This is a genomic window from Enterococcus sp. AZ089, from assembly GCF_050547225.1.
In the GTDB taxonomy this organism is placed as follows: Bacteria; Bacillota; Bacilli; order Lactobacillales; family Enterococcaceae; genus Enterococcus_D; species Enterococcus_D entomosocium.
Genome location: NZ_CP172954.1, coordinates 1081414 through 1098693, shown reverse-complemented (window position 1 = coordinate 1098693; position 17280 = coordinate 1081414). Strand labels below are relative to the sequence as shown.

Below are 17280 nucleotides of genomic sequence, written 5' to 3'. Positions count from 1 at the left end.
TTTTTGCTAGTTGGTTAGGCAACGTTCGTTTGCGTACAAATTTTATTGAAACTGACGATCATCCGACGATTACAAGCTTCTACTTGTGCTTGATCTTCTTCTTCATAACTTGAAACGACGATCAACGCCGTATTTACGTATAGTTTTTCAACCACACCAATCACAGGCTTGCTCGCCCCGACAGGTTGGCAGACATATTTTTCACCAATCGTAATATTCTCCATATCCTCACCTCAACCGTTTTCTTTCTTAAAGATATAATAACAAAAAAGCATCAAATTGAAAACGTTTTATTTCAATTCATCACGCATTTGTCACCAAGAAATGACAGTTTCGTTCGTTGAAACGCACTGGTTTGTTCGTGCCACTTCTTAAAAAGCATTTTATACTAAAGGAAATCAAAAGGAGATGAGTCAAATGCCAATTATTCAAACCTGTATCTTTGGACTATTGTCTGCTGCGTTGCTTTGGGGATTAAAAGAAGACCGCTGATTTATTGGATCAACTATCGAGTAACACAACAAACGCGAAAATAAAACAACGCCTTGTGCCAATCAGAACTGGCACAAGGCGTTTCTTTGTCGAATTATAGACGTTCGTTCAATTCTTTTGCAAGATCTTCGAAACCTGGTTTGCCAAGTAAGGCGAACATGTTTTTCTTGTACGCTTCAACCCCTGGTTGGTCAAATGGGTTCACCCCGTTTAAGTAACCAGAGATACCTACAGCGATCTCAAAGAAGTACATCGTGTAACCTAACGTGTACGCATCCATTGTAGGAATTTTTACTAACAGATTAGGTACATCCCCATCTGTATGGGCAAGTAACGTTCCTTCAAAAGCTTTCGTATTAACAAAATCAACTTCTTTTCCTTCTAAGTAGCCAAGACCATCAAGATCTGCTTCTTGTGTAGGGATCGCAATTGATTTGCGTGGTTTTTCAACTTTTACGACAGTTTCAAAGATATTGCGACGGCCTTCTTGGATGTATTGACCAAGAGAATGCAAATCTGTTGAGAAGTTTGCGCTTGAAGGATAGATCCCTTTTTGGTCTTTTCCTTCAGACTCGCCGAATAATTGTTTCCACCATTCTGAGAAGTATTGCATGCCTGGTTCGTAGTTGATCAGCAATTCGGTTACTTTGCCTTTGCGATAAAGGATGTTACGCATTGCTGCATATTGATACGCTTCATTTTTTTCAAGGTCGTCACTTGCGTAAGCATCGCTAGCATCCGCTGCCCCTTGCATCAAGGCATCGATATCCGCTCCGCTGGCAGCGATTGGCAATAAACCAACAGCAGTCAATACAGAGAAACGGCCGCCGACGTCATCTGGAATGACGAAGGTTTCCCAGTTTTCGGCATCTGCTTCAACTTTTACTGCACCTTTCGCTTTATCCGTTGTTGCGTAGATCCGTTTGTTGGCTTCTTCTTTGCCGTATTTTTCAATCAAACGTTCTTTGAAAACACGGAAAGCGATCGCTGGCTCAGTAGTTGTTCCTGATTTTGAGATCACATTCACAGAGAAGTCACGGTCACCAATGATTTCGATCAAATCTGCTAAGTAAGTTGAAGAAATCGAATTACCGGCAAAAAAGATTTGTGGTGCTTTGCGTTCTTCATTTGGTAACAAGTTAAAGAAAGAATGATTTAAGAAATCAATCGCTGCTTTCGCTCCTAAATAAGATCCGCCGATCCCGATCACGACTAGTACTTCAGAATCAGATTGAATTTTTTCAGCCGCTTTTTTGATACGCGCAAATTCATCTTTGTCATAATTTTTAGGAAGGTCGATCCAACCTAAAAAGTCGCTACCAGCACCTGTTCCTTCGCGTAATTGTTTGTCTGCTGCTGTAACTTGACTTTGCATGTAGCTCAATTCGTATTCGTTCACGAATGGTGCTACTTTCGAATAGTCAAACTTGATGTGTGACATGATTTGTCCTCCTTGAAAAAATAGTTTTTCATACACTACCTACTTTACGTTTTTTTCCAACTTTTTTCAAGTAATTCCTGATAGATAGCCTGTCAGGTGATTTTAGACAAGTCCTTGAGCAAACATTGCTTTAGCAACTTTTTCAAAGCCTGCTACGTTCGCACCTAACATAAAATTATTTTTTTGATCGAAGGTTTCAGCTGTATCACGGCATGCTTCATAGATCGACTTCATGATATCATCCAATTTGGCATCGACTTCGGCTTTTTCCCATTGCAATCGTTGGGAGTTTTGACTCATTTCTAAAGCAGAAACGGCTACGCCGCCGGCATTGGCTGCTTTTCCTGGGCAGTAGAAAATTCCTTCTTCAATAAAATATTCTGCTGCTTCTAATGAGCTAGGCATATTCGCGCCTTCAGAAACGACCCGGACGCCATTGGCTTTTGCACGTTTGGCTTGCGAGAGATCAATTTCGTTTTGGGTCGCACAAGGAAAGGCTAATTCCGCTGGAGTATCAAAATCCCAGACAGTTGCCCCTTCATGATATTCCGCTGTTGGCCGTTCCTTGGCGTAAGCCGTCAACCGTTCGCGTTTCACTTCTTTGATCTCTTTTAATAAGGCCAGATCAATGCCGTCTTTGTCATAAATAAAACCAGAGGAATCAGAACATGTGACAGGGATCGCACCTAATTGTTGCAATTTCTCAATTGCATAGATCGCAACATTGCCGCTTCCAGAAACGATCGCTTTTTTGCCTTCAAATGTTTCACCTAAGTCTGTCAATAAATGCTTAACGAAATAAACAGCGCCATAACCCGTTGCTTCTGTGCGGTTTTTACTGCCCCAGAAGTCTAGTGGCTTACCGGTTAAAATCCCGGCATCATATTGTTTCAATCGTTTGTAGGCACCAAACAAATAGCCGATTTCCCGACCTCCGACACCAATGTCGCCAGCAGGAACATCTAGGTCAGGTCCGATATGTTTTGACAGCTCCGTCATAAAGCTTTGGCAAAAACGCATCACTTCGGCATCTGATTTGCCTTTTGGATCAAAGTCACTTCCGCCTTTGCCGCCGCCGATCGGCAGACCCGTCAAGCTGTTTTTGAAGATTTGCTCAAACGCCAAAAACTTCAAAATACTCAAGTTTACACTTGGGTGAAAACGCAAGCCGCCTTTGTAAGGCCCCATTGCAGAGTTGAATTGAATCCGATAGCCACGGTTTACTTGCCAGTTGCCTTGATCGTCTTGCCACGGGACTCTGAATTGGATAAAACGTTCTGGTTCAGTTAAGAGTGCAAGGATATTTGATTCAATATATTCTGGATGCTCCTCTAAAAAGGGAACGATCGTAGGCAAAAATTCGTCAATTGCTTGAAGAAATTCCGGTTGGTGTTGGTCTTTCTCGTGAATCTTCGCTTGAATTTCTTTCACGTAAGCTGAAGCTTTGGTCATAGTGCATTACCTCCTTTAAGATATTTTCTATTTTAAAGAAATTTTCTGAAATTGCACGCTTTTTTTTAGAATTGTCAGAATTTTTTATCATTCGAAAAAAATCGCCCTCTCCTTTCAGCAGTCATAGGCGATGTGTTACAATCCCAAAGAGGTGAGAAGAATGGAAAAAACCTATGATGTCATCGTTGTTGGTGCAGGTACGAGCGGTATGATGGCTGCGATCACCGCTGCCAAACAAGGTGCTAGGGTCTTATTAATCGAAAAAAACAAAAAAATCGGCAAGAAACTATTGATGACTGGCGGCGGACGTTGCAATGTAACTAATAATCGGCCGGTAGATGATTTAGTTGCTCATATTCCAGGAAACGGCAAGTTTTTGTATAGTACGTTTTCCCAATTCAATAACTATGATGTAATGGCGTTTTTCGCAGACTTAGGTGTCGTCTTAAAAGAAGAAGACCACGGACGGATGTTCCCTGTGACGAACAAATCAAAAACCATCGTCGAAGCGCTGCTTCAAGCAATCAACGATCATCACGTCACCCTGTTGACGAATACGGTCGTAACCAAGCTGATCCATGATGGCAGCCAAATACGCGGCGTACGAACCGAAACCGATGAGTTCTCTGCCCCAAGCGTGATTTTGACGACGGGTGGCCGCACCTATCCTTCCACGGGCGCGACGGGGGACGGCTATAAGATGGCGAAAAAAGTCGGGCATACCATTACGCCGCTTTATCCAACCGAATCGCCGCTTGTTTCAGAAGAATCTTTTATTCAAGAACGGACCTTGCAGGGCATTTCCTTACAAGACATCACCTTGAGCGTCTTGGATCAAAAAGGAAAGCCCATCGTCGCCCATACCATGGATCTTTTGTTTACCCACTTTGGGTTATCTGGTCCAGCTGCTTTGCGCTGTTCCTCTTTTGTGAACCAAGAATTGAAAAAGCAGCAACCAGTGACGGTTGTTCTGGATTGTCTGCCGACGAAAGCCCAGGAAGCCTTGACCCAAGAATTAATTCAGTCTGCGGCTTCGAAGAAACAATTGCCGAATGCTTTAGCTGGCTTTTTGCCTGAGCGCTTGATGACCTTCTTTTTGCAGCAGCTAGACTTGCATGAGCTGGTTGCTGAAAAAGCCTCACCGGAACAGTTGACGGCGCTCGCTTCCTTGATCAAAGGCTTTTCAATCACCATTGTCCGCACGTTCCCATTAGAAAAGTCCTTCGTGACGGGCGGCGGGGTCCATCTGAAAGAAATCAATCCTAAGACCATGGAAAGCAAGAAAATCAATGGCTTGTATTTTGCCGGTGAATTGCTGGATATCAATGGTTATACAGGTGGTTTCAACATCACCGCTGCGTTTTGCACGGGTCATGTTTCTGGAAAAAACGCAGCAGAAACAGCTAGTTATTTCAGTTATTGATCGACGACCCAGGTGTTGGCAGCAATATCCTTGCCGTTGCTGCCAACACCTGGGTCTCCTCTCTTTTTGCTTATTAGTTGGGTTTTTCTCAAAGTAGGCGTAGACTAAAGATAGCAAGATCGAGGGAGGTTTTTTTTATGAAACGAATTTCAAGAGGTAAATTTGAACGAATGCAAAAACTTTCAAATGAGGACGGTGTGATTGCCGCACTAGCGATCGACCAACGTGGTTCCATGAAAAAAATGATGAAGGCGGCAACTGGACCGGATGACTTTACGATGGAACACATTTATGAATTCAAACAGTTGGTTTCCCAAGAACTGACCAAATATGTCAGCAGTATTCTGTTAGATGAGGAATATGGCTTCTTAGGGATCGAAGCAAAGAATCCCAATGCTGGCTTGATCCTTTCCTATGAAAAAACAGGCTATGATGTCAACACGCCGGGTCGTTTGCCAGAGATTTTACCCAATGAATCGTTGCAGCGCTTGGTGAAAAAAGGTGCGGATGCTGCAAAAGTCTTGGTTTATTATAATCCAGATGAACCCCAAGAGATTTTAGATACCAAACATGCGTTTTTGGAGCGTTTAGGTACGGAGGCACAGGCGGCCGATATTCCCTTATTTGTGGAACCGATCGTCTATGATGATGAGATCACAGATGACAAATCACCTGCTTTTGCCAAGATCAAACCGAGCAAGGTCATCCGAACCATTCAGGAATTGACGAAAGATCACTACCATATCGATATTTTGAAAGTCGAAGTACCGGTTCAGTTCGACTTAGTGGAAGGCTTCCAAAAAGAAGGCTTAGAGGCCGTCTATACGCAAGAAGAAGCAGCCAATTACTTCAAAGAAGCCAGTGACGCCGCGACTCGGCCATTTATCTATTTGAGTGCGGGAGTTCCAGCGAATGTCTTTCGCGATGAATTGACCTTTGCTGGTCAACACGGTGCCAAATTCTCAGGAATCTTAGGTGGGCGAGCAACTTGGCGCGATAGTGTGGAAATCTATGGGAAGCAAGGCGCCAAAGCATTACTGGAATGGCTGGACACCCAAGGGAAAGAAAATGTTGAAGAATTAAACGCCATTCTAAAACAATATGCCACTCCATGGTTTGACTTTTATGGTGGTTTAGAAAATATTGAGGTTTTCGATATTGAAGTAATGGAATAAAATAGTACAAAATAATCCCCGTGAACGGCATTTCAAGATGGTTCACGGGGATTTTTTATTCGTGTTCAGGTGCCAACAAATCGGCAAAGATCGCCCTAGTCAATTGTTGCAACGCTTGTGGGGCAAGCCCCATCTGCAACCCGCGCTTTCCTGCAGAAACCACGATTTCTTCCAGTGTCTGCGCCCCACGATCAATATAAGTAGGAAAGAGCTTTTTCATCCCGATCGGCGAACAGCCGCCGCGAATATAGCCAGTCGTTTCTTCTAAATCTCTCAGATGCAGCATCTCTACTTTTTTGTTTCCACTGACTTTGGCTAACTTTTTCAGATCCACTTCTCTGTTTCCAGGAATCACAGCCACTAGCGGACCTGTTTTGTTGCCCAGTGCCACCAGCGTTTTGTAGATGGCTTGCGGGCGTGCTAGTTGCACAGCGACGGATTGCGCATCGAGATGGTCTTCCGACCACTCATAAGTGTATTCGTTATAAGCGATTTTCTGTTGTTCTACTTGACGGATCGCATTGGTTTTTTGTTTCTTCTTCGCCATTTTATCCCTCTTTTGTTTTGGTTTCTTTTAAGAGAAGGCCTTGGCTGGTCTTACTCATTGAGTGAAAATTCTTGTAAGTAGTTGGTCATTCGTTCGATCGGTATTTGTCCAGGTGCTGATGCCCCTTGCAACGAAGCAAAAGTAAAGACCGAACCAGTCAATGCCCCGCTAACACGGCTGATTTTCCCCAGCTCCCCCATCGACATGATCGCCAACGGTAGTTGGTTGAAGCCACGCGCTTTAGTAATGATCCCCATCAAACGCAAAACATCTTGGACTTGCTTGGGCATCATGGCTAGCTTGCCAACATCGGCGCCAAATTGATTCATTACACCGATCTTTAAAATCAACACAGCATCTTCTGGCGTTTTTTCAAAATCATGATTGCTCAATATCAGCTTTACCTGTGCCTTTTTGATTTCTTGAATAAAGCCGCGACCTAAAAATTCAGCTTTCTCTAATTCGACATCGATCCAATCGATCAAGCCTGAATCAGCAGCAGCTAAACACAATTCTTTGTACTGGGTCAATGTGAACGCCCGCTCGCCCCCTTCTTCCAAGGTTCGAAAAGTAAAGAGCAGCTCTTTGTGCTTTAATGTCGTGCGAATATGAGATAACGCATCTAAGACCGCTTGCTGGTCTTCGACATGTTTGTAATGATCAACACGCCATTCGACGATCTGTGCCTCTGATTCCTCAGCAGCAATGGCTTGTTTCAAGATCTCTTCATTGGTTTTCCCAATCAATGGCACACAAATCAACGGTGTTTTCCCGTCTAACGTTACTGGTTTTGATCGGCTCATCTCCTTCACTCCTTTTTCATTTGATAAAAGAATACTTTCAGATAATTTCCTTCTGGAAAGTGCTTGTCTACCGCAAAATCAGCTGGTAGACGATAACTTTGAATACATTCATAAGTAACATGTGCTTTCTCTAACGATGCTTCAATCATTTCTTGAAACTTCCTCGGTGAAAGATTGGCTGCATTCGTTGAGGCGATCAATAAACCATCTGGCGCTAAAATCCCCAAGCTATCTGTGACTAAATCGCCATAGTTTTTTGCAACCGAGAAGACTTTTTTCTTATTGCGGGCAAAACTCGGCGGATCTAAGACGATCACATCAAAGCGCAAGCCTTTTTTGCTGGCATAATTGAAGTAATTGAAAACATCCATGACATGGATACGTTGGGTATCTGGATCAATGCCGTTGACTGCAAATTGCTCGCGGGTCTTTTCTAGACTGCGTTTTGCCAAATCGACGCTCGTTGTTTGAGCAGCGCCACCGACAGCAGCAGCGACAGAAAACGCCCCTGTATAACTGAACATATTTAAAACCGACTTGCCAGCTGGCAGACCATCAACAAGTTGCCCACGCACTTCTTTTTGATCCAAAAAGATGCCCGTCATTAGTCCTTCGTTCAAATATGTCGCATACGTGACACCATTTTCTTTCACAAGTAAGGGTTCAGGCGCCGTTTCCCCATAGACCCATGCTGATTCAGGCAGTTCAGACGCAAAGCGAATTTTTTCATAAGCCCCTTTGATTTCGGGAAAGATTTGACGAAAAGCGGCTACGATCGCTTTTTTATGTTGATAAAGGGTGGCATTGTACCAAGAAAAAACGACATACTCGCCATACAAATCTACGGTAAGTCCCCCCAATTGATCCCCCTCGCCATTAAACAGACGAAAGGCATCTGTCAGGTCATCTTGATAATACGCACTACGCTTGCCTTTTGCTTTCGCAAAGCGTTGCGCAAAGAATGCTTGGTCGATCACTGTTTCTTCAAAGGATACGACCCATCCGATCCCTTTATTTTGTTCCCCAAGATAGCCGACACCTAAGAAATGGTTGGCCTGATCAATAAAGGTGACCCACTCCTTCGTCTCGATTGCTTGTTGAAGATCTTCTCGTTGGATCAACGGATTCTTTTTGCGAAGCTTCGCTGATCCTTGCTTCGTTAGTTTTATTTTCATGTTCATCTGCTCCATTCATTCTCCTTTTTAGTATAGCAAAAAGCGACAGTATTGTCTGTATCCTTGAAAGTAAAGAAATACTTAATTCCGCGTCATGACAAGGAATTCATTTGACACGTCTTTCACAGCCTAGTAAAATGTACTGTGATGTAAAATCGTAATTTACCGGTTATACTGGAAAAAGAGAGGACGATTCCTTTGAAAAAAAATAAAGTATCCACCTTTGTGAATACAAGAATGGGCTTTTTTTTCCTATTAGCCCTATTATTTTGGCTAAAAAATATCTTTGCCTATATGGTGGACTTCCACCTAGGTATTGAAAGCAGCATTCAGTACTTCATCTTATTCATCAATCCGATCGCAACGACTTTGTTGTTGCTGTCGATAGCATTGTACGTAAGAAGAACCAAAGCAGCTTATATCACGATGCTTGTGATCTATTTCTTGATGACTCTGCTGTTGTTCTCTAATGTTTCGTACTATCGAGAATTCACTGACTTTATCACCATCAACACGATGCTCGGTGTAGGAAAAGTAGCAAGTGGTCTAGGAGAAAGCGCAATTCGCTTGTTCCGTCCCTACGATGTGTTGTACTTCATTGACTTTATCGTGCTGATTGCAGCCTTTTCAATGAAAAAAATCAAAATGGACACTCGTCCTGTGCGGGCACGGATGGCTTTTGCGATCTCAACCTTAGCTGTCATGGTCTTTTCTGCCAATCTTTTCTTAGCAGAAGCGGATCGTCCTGAACTGCTTACTCGAACGTTTTCTCGTGACTATTTAGTCAAATACCTTGGGATCAACGCCTTTACGGTTTATGATGGGGTACAAACTTATCAAGCTTCGCAAGTACGTGCCGAAGCGAGTCCCAACGACATGAACGAAGTAGAGAGCTATGTTAAAGAACATTACGCAGAACCAAATGATGATCTGTTCGGTATCGCAAAAGGCAAGAATGTCATTTATATTCACTTAGAAAGTGTTCAGCAATTCTTGATCGATTATAAATTGAAAGATGAAGATGGCGTGGAACATGAAGTCATGCCGTTTATCAATAGTTTATACCATAGCGATAGTACCTTTAGTTTTGATAATTTCTTCCACCAAGTAAAAGCTGGGAAGACCAGTGATGCCGAAACATTATTCGAAAATTCCCTGTTTGGATTGAATCAAGGAGCGTTATTCACTCAACTGGGTGGGAAAAATACCTTTGAGGCAGCTCCAGATATTTTAGGTCAAACGCAAGGCTATACCAGTGCTGTTTTCCACGGAAATACCGGTACCTTCTGGAACCGAAATGAAACCTACAAACGGTTTGGCTATGATTATTTCTTCGACGCATCGTATTATGATGTCAATGATGAAAATTCATTCCAATACGGTCTACATGACAAACCGTTCTTTGAACAATCCGTACAATACTTAGAACGTCTGCAACAACCGTTCTATTCAAAATTCATTGCGGTTTCTAACCACTACCCATATTCTGAATTTACCAATGAAGAAGGCGGCTTCCCGCTAGCGAACACTTCTGATCAAACGATCAATGGCTATTTCGCAACCGCGAATTATTTGGATAAAGCCGTGGAAGAGTTCTTCAATTACTTGAAAGAAAGTGGCTTATACGAAAACTCAGTCATCGTTTTATATGGTGACCATTACGGAATTTCCAATTCTCGTAACCGTAACTTAGCAGAATTGCTTGGAAAAACAAGTTCTACATGGACAAACTTTGACAATGCCTCGTTACAACGTGTGCCTTATATGATTCATATTCCAGGACAATCAAACGGCGGCATCAATCATACGTATGGTGGCCAAGTCGATGCCTTGCCAACCCTATTGCACTTACTGGGTGTGGATACATCAAACTATATCCAATTAGGACAAGATTTATTCTCTGATCAAAACGAACAACTGGTTGCTTTCCGCGATGGCGACTTTGTGACACCAGACTACACCTACTACAGCAGTACATTGTATGACAATCGTACCGGCATGCCGATCAACGATCCATCCGATGAATTGCAAGCCAAAGTCGATGAATGGAAAGCCAAAGTCGACAAGCAACTTTCGGTTTCTGATCAGATCAATAATGGTGACCTTTTACGATTCTACGCGAAAAGCGGTCTAGAAGAAGTTGATCCTTCGACCTATAACTACAAAGACGCCCTTCAGCAAATGATGGACATTGAAAAGAATCTAGGCAGTGATTCAACTAGTGCCTTTTCTCAAAATGGCAATCAATCGACCGTCGATCTGTATCAAACAAAAACCTTCCAAGAATACCAGCAGATGACGGAACAAGATAGCGGCGAGTAAAGTAAGAACAACCAATAATCAATCCAGTAAGGCACCTGCCTTGCTGGATTTTTTTGCACTATTTGATAGGAAAAAGTCGAACTTTCTTGCCACTTTTTTAGCTTCGATATTTTACTACAAGAACTTCATACTTTATTCAAACTCCCCTTTTATACTATGTACTAGGATGAGGTGACTTAGATGAAAACTATACATTTTGCGATTGCCAGCATTTTTTATCATAAAAAAGCCATGGTGCTTTATACGCTTGTATCCTTCTTTGCCGTGATTGGCTTGATCGTGACGTTTGCCTTGATCTATTCGATGGATCAAGTGATCGCTCAAACAAGAGATCTCTTGGCGACAGAAGATCTGCAAACGAAAGTAGCCGAAGAGATCCAACCAGTCACGACAATCTATCATCAACTGTTCTATTTGATTTTTAGTGCCTTTACACTGGTCTTTATTGGCTTTCAAGTTTACTATCAATTATATAAACGCTCGGAATACACAGCTTGGTTAGCAAGTGGCGCCACCACCAGACAATGGGTAGCGATGCAGATCATTGAAATGCTCTTGCCGCTCTTAGCAGCCGCTGTGATCGCCTTTGTCTTATTGCTACTCTTCCAGCCTTATTTCCAGCGGGAATTACTCAGTGGGCATATCATTGCCCTTGATCGAGAGCGTGTTTCTGATAACTTTTGGGAGGCTGTACAAAGTCTTCCTGGACAAGAATTCGCCATTACGATTCCGCAGAATAGTCAAATTCTGGTCCAAAATGTCGATTTGAACAGCACCACTTGGCTTGCTATTTTATTTGAAAGCACACGCCACACACTTGTCGTCTTACTTGCCGCTGTTACCAGTTTTACTGGTTTGATTGCCAGCGGACATAGTCTGTATTGGAGGAAAAAACAATGGAAAAACCAACTCAGCTAACGAAACCAATTGGTTTCTATTATGTTTCGAAAGACAATGAAACAAAAACTTCTGAATTAAGTTTGCTGCTTTCACAAAAAAAAGCCATCTTGATTCGTGCTCAATGGCCTTCCGTTCCCTTTTTATCCGTCATGGACAATGTATCTCTTGCAAATAAAAAAGGGGGCGATTTAGAGGGTGTTCTGCCTTATGTTCAGCTTCCCTTATCGGCTTTGAAAAAAGAGCGGACAGAATTAGGCCCCTTTGAGGAGATCAAAATTCAGCTGCTCTTAGCGTTACTTTCAGAAAGAGAAACCCTTTTAATCGAAAATGTCTTGAGCACGTTAACAACAGAAGAGGTCCAAATCCTGCTACCTTTGTGCCAAGAAATCGCCGAACAATTTGCTGTTGCCATCTATTTGATCCATGAAGACGAATGCTTTGCCCATACGCCCTATACCACTTATCTATAGTTTACATAGCCCTCATACAAAAAGGGCTCTTTGTCAATAAGGACTGATGAGTTGTGCAAAATCAAATCTGGGTCAGAATGAACCACATTCTGGCTCAGATTTTTTGTTATCTTACATTGATTAATTGATTGATCAAAAAGATTCTAATTCTCATGTTCTCGAATGATTTAAATCCGTAGGATACTCGTTTCATTGTCTTTATGTGGGTATTCTTCGCTTCTATTTTTCCATTGGAATAAGGATAGATCATTGCGTTGGTGATGCCTTCTTCATAAGTCAGAAGGTTTTGAAGCTTCTCCCGAAAGCCGTCATCTAACGTTTCGGGAAGTTCTGCCAATATGCAGAAAAATAAGTCAGGGTCTTTGTCTCGAAAGGCTTCAACTAATTCATGAAAAAAGGGGTACGCCTCCTTCAGGGGCGTAGAAAACTCAAGCAATCGATCAATCATCATTGCTTCAGTAAGAAATGGGTATTTTGGTGCTCGGAAACTTTTCCATGTTTTGTATTCATAATGGTTGATGTTTGCACGATTTTTTAGCAAAAAGCGCCAGTTCTTTTTCAGTTTTTCTGCCTGGCTTTTCTGTCCCGCTTTACGAAGTTCATTCATTTCACGGATACGCAACTCATTGAACGCTTGATTCATGTGTTTGACAATATGAAACCGATCAATCACTACTTTCGCATTTGGCAGAACACGTTTGGTGAGCTGGAAGTAGGCGGCGTTCATGTCTGTCACCAAGAATTCTACTTCTTCTGGATTGGTACAACCTAAGAAATAGCTTGTTAATCGAGGTAATTTACGCGTAGGCAAAACATCTATTAATTTTCCTGTTTCGCCATCTGCGCAAATAAAGCTCATTTTATCTTCTATGGAAGCATGCGAACGAAATTCATCAACCATCAATACTCTGGGGAGAATCTTCTTAGATTGCTTTGGTAAATAGCTTTTAAACTCTTTCAATGTACGAATAACGGTGGTCAAAGATACCTGACAGCTTTTCGCAATAAAAGATAAAGATACTTTTTCAGTCAGTAAAGAAGCAATTTTATATCTAACATGATTTGCGATTGAATGTCTGGGTTGGACAAAATAACTTTGAGCAGTCCAATGGGTTCGGCAGTTTTTACAGGTATAGCGCTGCTTTTTTAGGCGCATAACCAAAGGCATATGATTGTATTGTTCAAAACGGACAATCGTTTCCTTCTTCCCATTTTTCACTATAATTGCTTTCCCGTTTCCATCTACCACAGTAGAACCACAACTTCTACAAGCACGAGGAGTAGGCGAGAGAACAGCATCGACGACCAACGTCTTTTTCTTCTGAAGGGTCTCGTAAGAGACCTCTATAATCATCAAATCTTTCTCTATTATTCTCAGCATTTTTTTGATAGAATCATTCATATAGCATATCGTCCTCTCAGTTGTTTATTTTGTGGTGATTTAATCATACTAGAGAACGATATGTTTTTTAATACCTAAAATGAAAATGGGACTGAAGAATCAATTCTGATTCATCAGTCCCATAAATTATAGAGCCACAAAAAGGCTTGCTTGCAAAAGCAAGTCTTTTTGTTTGGGCTGCTGCCAATGAACCGCAAAAAAATCGACCGGCTAAGCGAATTGCTGCCGGTCGATTCCTTATTCTTCATTTAAGTCGATATCTGGAAAAGAGATTTTAAAGGTCGTGCCTTTGCCAAGTTCACTTTCTACACTGATCTTTCCTTTGTGCAGGCGTACGAGCTGTTCAACGATTGATAAGCCTAGACCTGATTCGCCAAATTGACGGTTTTTACGGGACGGATCGACTTTGTAGTAACGATCCCAAATATTTTTGACTTGTTCTTCAGACATACCGATCCCCGTATCACTGATTTCGATAATCGTTTCTAAATAGCCTTTTTCTATTCGGACCCGAATTTCTCCATCTTCCGTAAACTGGATCGCATTTTGTAAAATATTGACCATGATCTGGACGAAACGATCATAATCCGCGTAGACATCGATTGGCTCGGTTGTTTCTAAAATCAGCACATCTTTGGCAATTTCTGCCTTGCTCTCCAGTTGCGTCAACAGATTTTTGATGGTTTGCGTCGCATCAAATTTTTTGATGACCATCGAGATTTGATTGGTCCTGATTTTTTCGTAGTCAAGGTTTTCGTTGACTAATCGAATCAAGCGATTGGTTTCATTTTTCATCAAGCGGATCGCATTGTCTTTTTGATTCTCAGGAATTGCGTTGTACTCTAAGCCCTCCAATAAGCCATTGATGGTCGTCAACGGGGTACGCATCTCATGAGAAGCATCCGCCATAAATTGCCGACGACGTTCTTCTTGCCGTTCAATTTCTTCTTGGGATTCTTTTAAGGATTTCGTCATTAAATTAAAATCTTCGGCTAATTCATCAAATTCATCCCGATTATGCACCGGCAAGAAAATATCAAAATTGCCATTAGTAATTTCTTTGGTTGCTCGTTTCATTCGATTGATCCGTCTTACTTGGAACGTAGCGAAAAGGTAACTGATCAATAATGAGACAACGATCGAGATCAAACAAACTTTAAACAAGTTTTGATTAAAAGCACTGACAAGATTCAAAATACTGCTTGCCGATTGCGAAACCACCATTACACCGTAAAAATCCGTGCGATTGACAGAAAAAGGTATCAACACATAGGAAGTCAGTTCTTTTTCCCCGTATAAATTTGTGGCGGAAGTCAGTTGTAGACGCGCCCCATTTTCTAAGGATTGCCAGTCTTTTTCAGAGATCGGAAAATCAACAGCATGAGCGGTATCTAGTGGATAAATAATGTCATCAGGACTTTTAAAGAAAGCAAAGGAGATATCTTGGTTGCTCAAAATATTCTCAGCCAAACGCAAGGAATACTGTAGATAGCCATCCCGGGTCATATTTTGCTGTAAATATTCTGAATCACTGATTTGCGAAATCGTCGCGACCGACGAAGCATACCCCATTAACTGCTCATAATTCCGTTCTTGTAACGTTTGGCGTGTCATTTGAGTAAACGCAATACCAATCGTCATCAAGATCACGAAGATCACCACGAAAAATGCAATCAGCTGTTGATACAGGTAGCGCATTAAGCAGCACCCGCATCATCAAATTTGTACCCAACGCCCCAGACGGTTTGAATGATCTGTGGCCCCACTTTTTCAATTTTTTGTCTTAGTTTTTTGATGTGTGCATCAACGGTCCGTTCATCGCCAAAGTATTGGTAATCCCAAACCAGTTCTAACAGCTGTTCTCTCGAAAACACTTGTCGCGGTTTTTTCGCTAACGTATAAAGCAAATCAAATTCTTTCGGCGTCAACCCATCGATGGGTTTGCCATTTAAATAGGCTTCCCTTGTTTTTGTGTTCATTTTGAAATGATCGGTGACGATATCAAAGGTGGCATCGGAAGCTTCAGGTGTTGTTTTTTCAACCAATTCACTGCGGCGGTGTAATGCCTTGATCCGTGCAATCAAGGTCAATGGACTAAAGGGTTTCGTCACATAGTCGTCCGCCCCCATCTCTAACCCGATGACTTGGTCGCTTTCTGAATCACGGGCCGTCAACATAATAATAGGAACTGTACTAGAGATTTTACGAATTTCGCGCGCCACCATCATGCCATCCATGGAAGGAAGATTCAAGTCAAGGGTGATCATATCCCACTTGTCTGGTTCAGCAGCAAAGGCCTCTAGTCCTTCTTTGCCATCGTATTTAAATACTGCTTCCCATCCTTCATTCAAGAAAAACATTTGCATCATTTCAGAAACAGATTCATTGTCTTCAATCATTAATATATTCATTTTCTTCACCTCTATGTTCTTTATCAAATCGTTGCAGATTTTCTTCGATCAGGCCAAAGATCGGCACGATGAACCAAGGGATCACGATCATTTCAACTAGAAAAAAATTGGTCCATTCTTGCCATTTCAAGACAAACCCAATGAGCGCCATGATTCCGCCAAAAAGCAGAAAAAATCGGGCAGATAGTTTTTGGGCCTGTCGCCAATTGCGTTCATTTTGTTTTGCTAGATAGGAACGGTATCCATAAATAAGGTTCATTTTTTTTGATGGAAAAAGAAAAAAAGTGAGACCAATCAAGAAAAAAATGCTGCCAATTACTAAAAAAATCATCGTTTCACTCCATTCTTCCTATAGTATACTCGAATTTCTTTCTTCTACCAACAACTTCACCGATTATTCATAAAGGTTTGCCTTTTTTTCAATCTTTGATAAGATTGTGAGTGGACTATGACTATAAACCTTAGGAGTAAGATACATGACCTATAAAGCATTAACTTTTTTTGATCTTGACGGTACACTTTTAGATGAACACTCGCAAATCACTTCGGAAATTGCTGAGGCGATGGCGAGGTTGCGTAAAAACCAAGTACTGCCGATCATTGCAACAGGCAGAACCGAACCTGAAGTTACCGCTATTCGTGAAGCAGCTGGTATTACCTCAAACATCGTCATGAACGGTGCTTTTATCCGCATTGATGGCAAAGAAGTTTTTTCCGATACCCTTGAGCCTGAGCTTTGCGCACGGATGTACCAAGCCGTCAAAGATAATGGCGATGAGCTGTGTTATTACAATGAGAAAGGCTATTGGGCGACTGGTCACACCGAGGAAATGGTTGGTGCATATAACTACGTCCGTAGCCCTCTACCAGAAATCGATCCTCTGCATTATGAAACTGATCGGACCAATATGTTGTTGGTTTTAGGTGTCGGCAACGATGCTTATTATCATGAGCGTTTTCCCGAACTAACTTTTTATCGTAATACGCCCTTTTCAATCGATGTCGTAAAATCCGGGACTTCTAAAGGGACTGGCGTAAAAACCTTGGTAGAATTATTGGGTCTAGAAGATGTACCTACCTTTGGCTTTGGTGACGGCAGCAACGATTTCGCCCTTTTAGAAGCTTGTGACCACAAGATTGCAATGGGAAATGGGATTCAAGAGTTAAAAGAGCTGGCAGACTTCGTGACCTTGAAAAATACCGAAGGCGGGATCGTACACGCCCTGAAACATTTTGACTTAATCTGATTCTTTGCACACGCACGAAA

General features: G+C 42.0%; 16 protein-coding genes. 6 read left to right on the top strand and 10 right to left on the bottom strand.

Translation table 11 applies throughout. The features are described from left to right. Nucleotides 1-14 precede the first annotated feature (14 nt). The 3 genes from IGJ01_RS05025 to gdhA form a co-directional block, all read right to left on the bottom strand. Nucleotides 15-224: a hypothetical protein gene (locus IGJ01_RS05025; RefSeq protein WP_005229136.1), complete on the bottom strand. Its 210-nt coding sequence runs from the start codon at nt 222-224 to the stop codon at nt 15-17. A gap of 362 nt (nt 225-586) precedes the next feature. Further along, complete coding sequence (locus tag IGJ01_RS05020) at nt 587-1933, bottom strand: glucose-6-phosphate isomerase (RefSeq protein WP_005229134.1); 1347 nt, start codon at nt 1931-1933, stop codon at nt 587-589. Nucleotides 1934-2035: 102 nt separating this feature from the next. Beyond that, nucleotides 2036-3385, bottom strand: a complete 1350-nt coding sequence (gene gdhA, locus IGJ01_RS05015) for an NADP-specific glutamate dehydrogenase (protein ID WP_194188552.1) — start codon at nt 3383-3385, stop codon at nt 2036-2038. Nucleotides 3386-3545: 160 nt separating this feature from the next. On the opposite strand from gdhA, the gene IGJ01_RS05010 reads away from it, so the two are divergent. Together IGJ01_RS05010 and IGJ01_RS05005 are read left to right on the top strand one after the other, a co-directional pair. Then, nucleotides 3546-4808 (top strand): NAD(P)/FAD-dependent oxidoreductase, encoded by a 1263-nt coding sequence (locus tag IGJ01_RS05010; protein WP_086316975.1) that lies wholly within the window; start codon nt 3546-3548, stop codon nt 4806-4808. Between the two features lie 137 nt (nt 4809-4945). After that, the gene (locus tag IGJ01_RS05005; protein ID WP_005237193.1) at nt 4946-5983 is read left to right on the top strand and encodes a tagatose 1,6-diphosphate aldolase; all 1038 of its coding nucleotides are present in this window, start codon (nt 4946-4948) and stop codon (nt 5981-5983) included. A gap of 55 nt (nt 5984-6038) precedes the next feature. Here the strand turns inward: IGJ01_RS05005 and ybaK are convergent, their stop codons facing one another. Genes ybaK through IGJ01_RS04990 form a run of 3 tightly spaced genes read right to left on the bottom strand, consistent with a single transcriptional unit; the run spans nt 6039 to nt 8508 of the window. Next, entirely contained in the window at nt 6039-6530 is a 492-nt protein-coding gene (gene ybaK, locus IGJ01_RS05000) for a Cys-tRNA(Pro) deacylase (RefSeq protein ID WP_008377655.1), read from the bottom strand. 50 nt (nt 6531-6580) lie between these two features. Then, nucleotides 6581-7333 (bottom strand): type I 3-dehydroquinate dehydratase, encoded by a 753-nt coding sequence (gene aroD / locus IGJ01_RS04995; protein ID WP_194188551.1) that lies wholly within the window; start codon nt 7331-7333, stop codon nt 6581-6583. Between the two features lie 5 nt (nt 7334-7338). Further along, entirely contained in the window at nt 7339-8508 is a 1170-nt protein-coding gene (locus IGJ01_RS04990) for a class I SAM-dependent rRNA methyltransferase (RefSeq protein ID WP_430601494.1), read from the bottom strand. Nucleotides 8509-8745: 237 nt separating this feature from the next. Here IGJ01_RS04990 and IGJ01_RS04985 point away from each other — a divergent pair, with 237 nt between their 5' ends. From IGJ01_RS04985 to IGJ01_RS04975, 3 genes are all read left to right on the top strand, one after another. Then, nucleotides 8746-10830, top strand: coding sequence for an LTA synthase family protein (locus IGJ01_RS04985; RefSeq protein WP_016613914.1), 2085 nt, complete (start codon nt 8746-8748; stop codon nt 10828-10830). Nucleotides 10831-11010: 180 nt separating this feature from the next. Beyond that, a complete protein-coding gene (locus IGJ01_RS04980) occupies nt 11011-11748 on the top strand; it encodes a hypothetical protein (protein ID WP_430601493.1) in 738 nt (245 codons plus the stop codon). Continuing rightward, nucleotides 11727-12200, top strand: a complete 474-nt coding sequence (locus IGJ01_RS04975; protein WP_005237198.1) for a hypothetical protein — start codon at nt 11727-11729, stop codon at nt 12198-12200. Before IGJ01_RS04980 ends, IGJ01_RS04975 begins: the two co-directional genes overlap by 22 nt. 106 nt (nt 12201-12306) lie before the next feature. On the opposite strand, the gene IGJ01_RS04970 is transcribed toward IGJ01_RS04975, so the two are convergent. The 4 genes from IGJ01_RS04970 to IGJ01_RS04955 all read right to left on the bottom strand — a co-directional run bounded on the left by IGJ01_RS04970 (nt 12307) and on the right by IGJ01_RS04955 (nt 16344). Then, nucleotides 12307-13602: an ISL3-like element ISEfa11 family transposase gene (locus IGJ01_RS04970; protein WP_429972316.1), complete on the bottom strand. Its 1296-nt coding sequence runs from the start codon at nt 13600-13602 to the stop codon at nt 12307-12309. 237 nt (nt 13603-13839) lie between these two features. After that, nucleotides 13840-15300, bottom strand: coding sequence for a sensor histidine kinase (locus IGJ01_RS04965; protein WP_005237199.1), 1461 nt, complete (start codon nt 15298-15300; stop codon nt 13840-13842). After that, nucleotides 15300-16013, bottom strand: coding sequence for a response regulator transcription factor (locus tag IGJ01_RS04960; RefSeq protein ID WP_005237200.1), 714 nt, complete (start codon nt 16011-16013; stop codon nt 15300-15302). Before IGJ01_RS04960 ends, IGJ01_RS04965 begins: the two co-directional genes overlap by 1 nt. Further along, nucleotides 15994-16344 carry an SdpI family protein gene (locus IGJ01_RS04955; protein WP_005237201.1) on the bottom strand — a complete coding sequence of 117 codons (351 nt, stop codon included), beginning with the start codon at nt 16342-16344 and terminating at the stop codon, nt 15994-15996. Before IGJ01_RS04955 ends, IGJ01_RS04960 begins: the two co-directional genes overlap by 20 nt. 145 nt (nt 16345-16489) lie before the next feature. On the opposite strand from IGJ01_RS04955, the gene IGJ01_RS04950 reads away from it, so the two are divergent. Beyond that, complete coding sequence (locus tag IGJ01_RS04950; RefSeq protein ID WP_016619858.1) at nt 16490-17260, top strand: Cof-type HAD-IIB family hydrolase; 771 nt, start codon at nt 16490-16492, stop codon at nt 17258-17260. Nucleotides 17261-17280 lie beyond the last annotated feature (20 nt).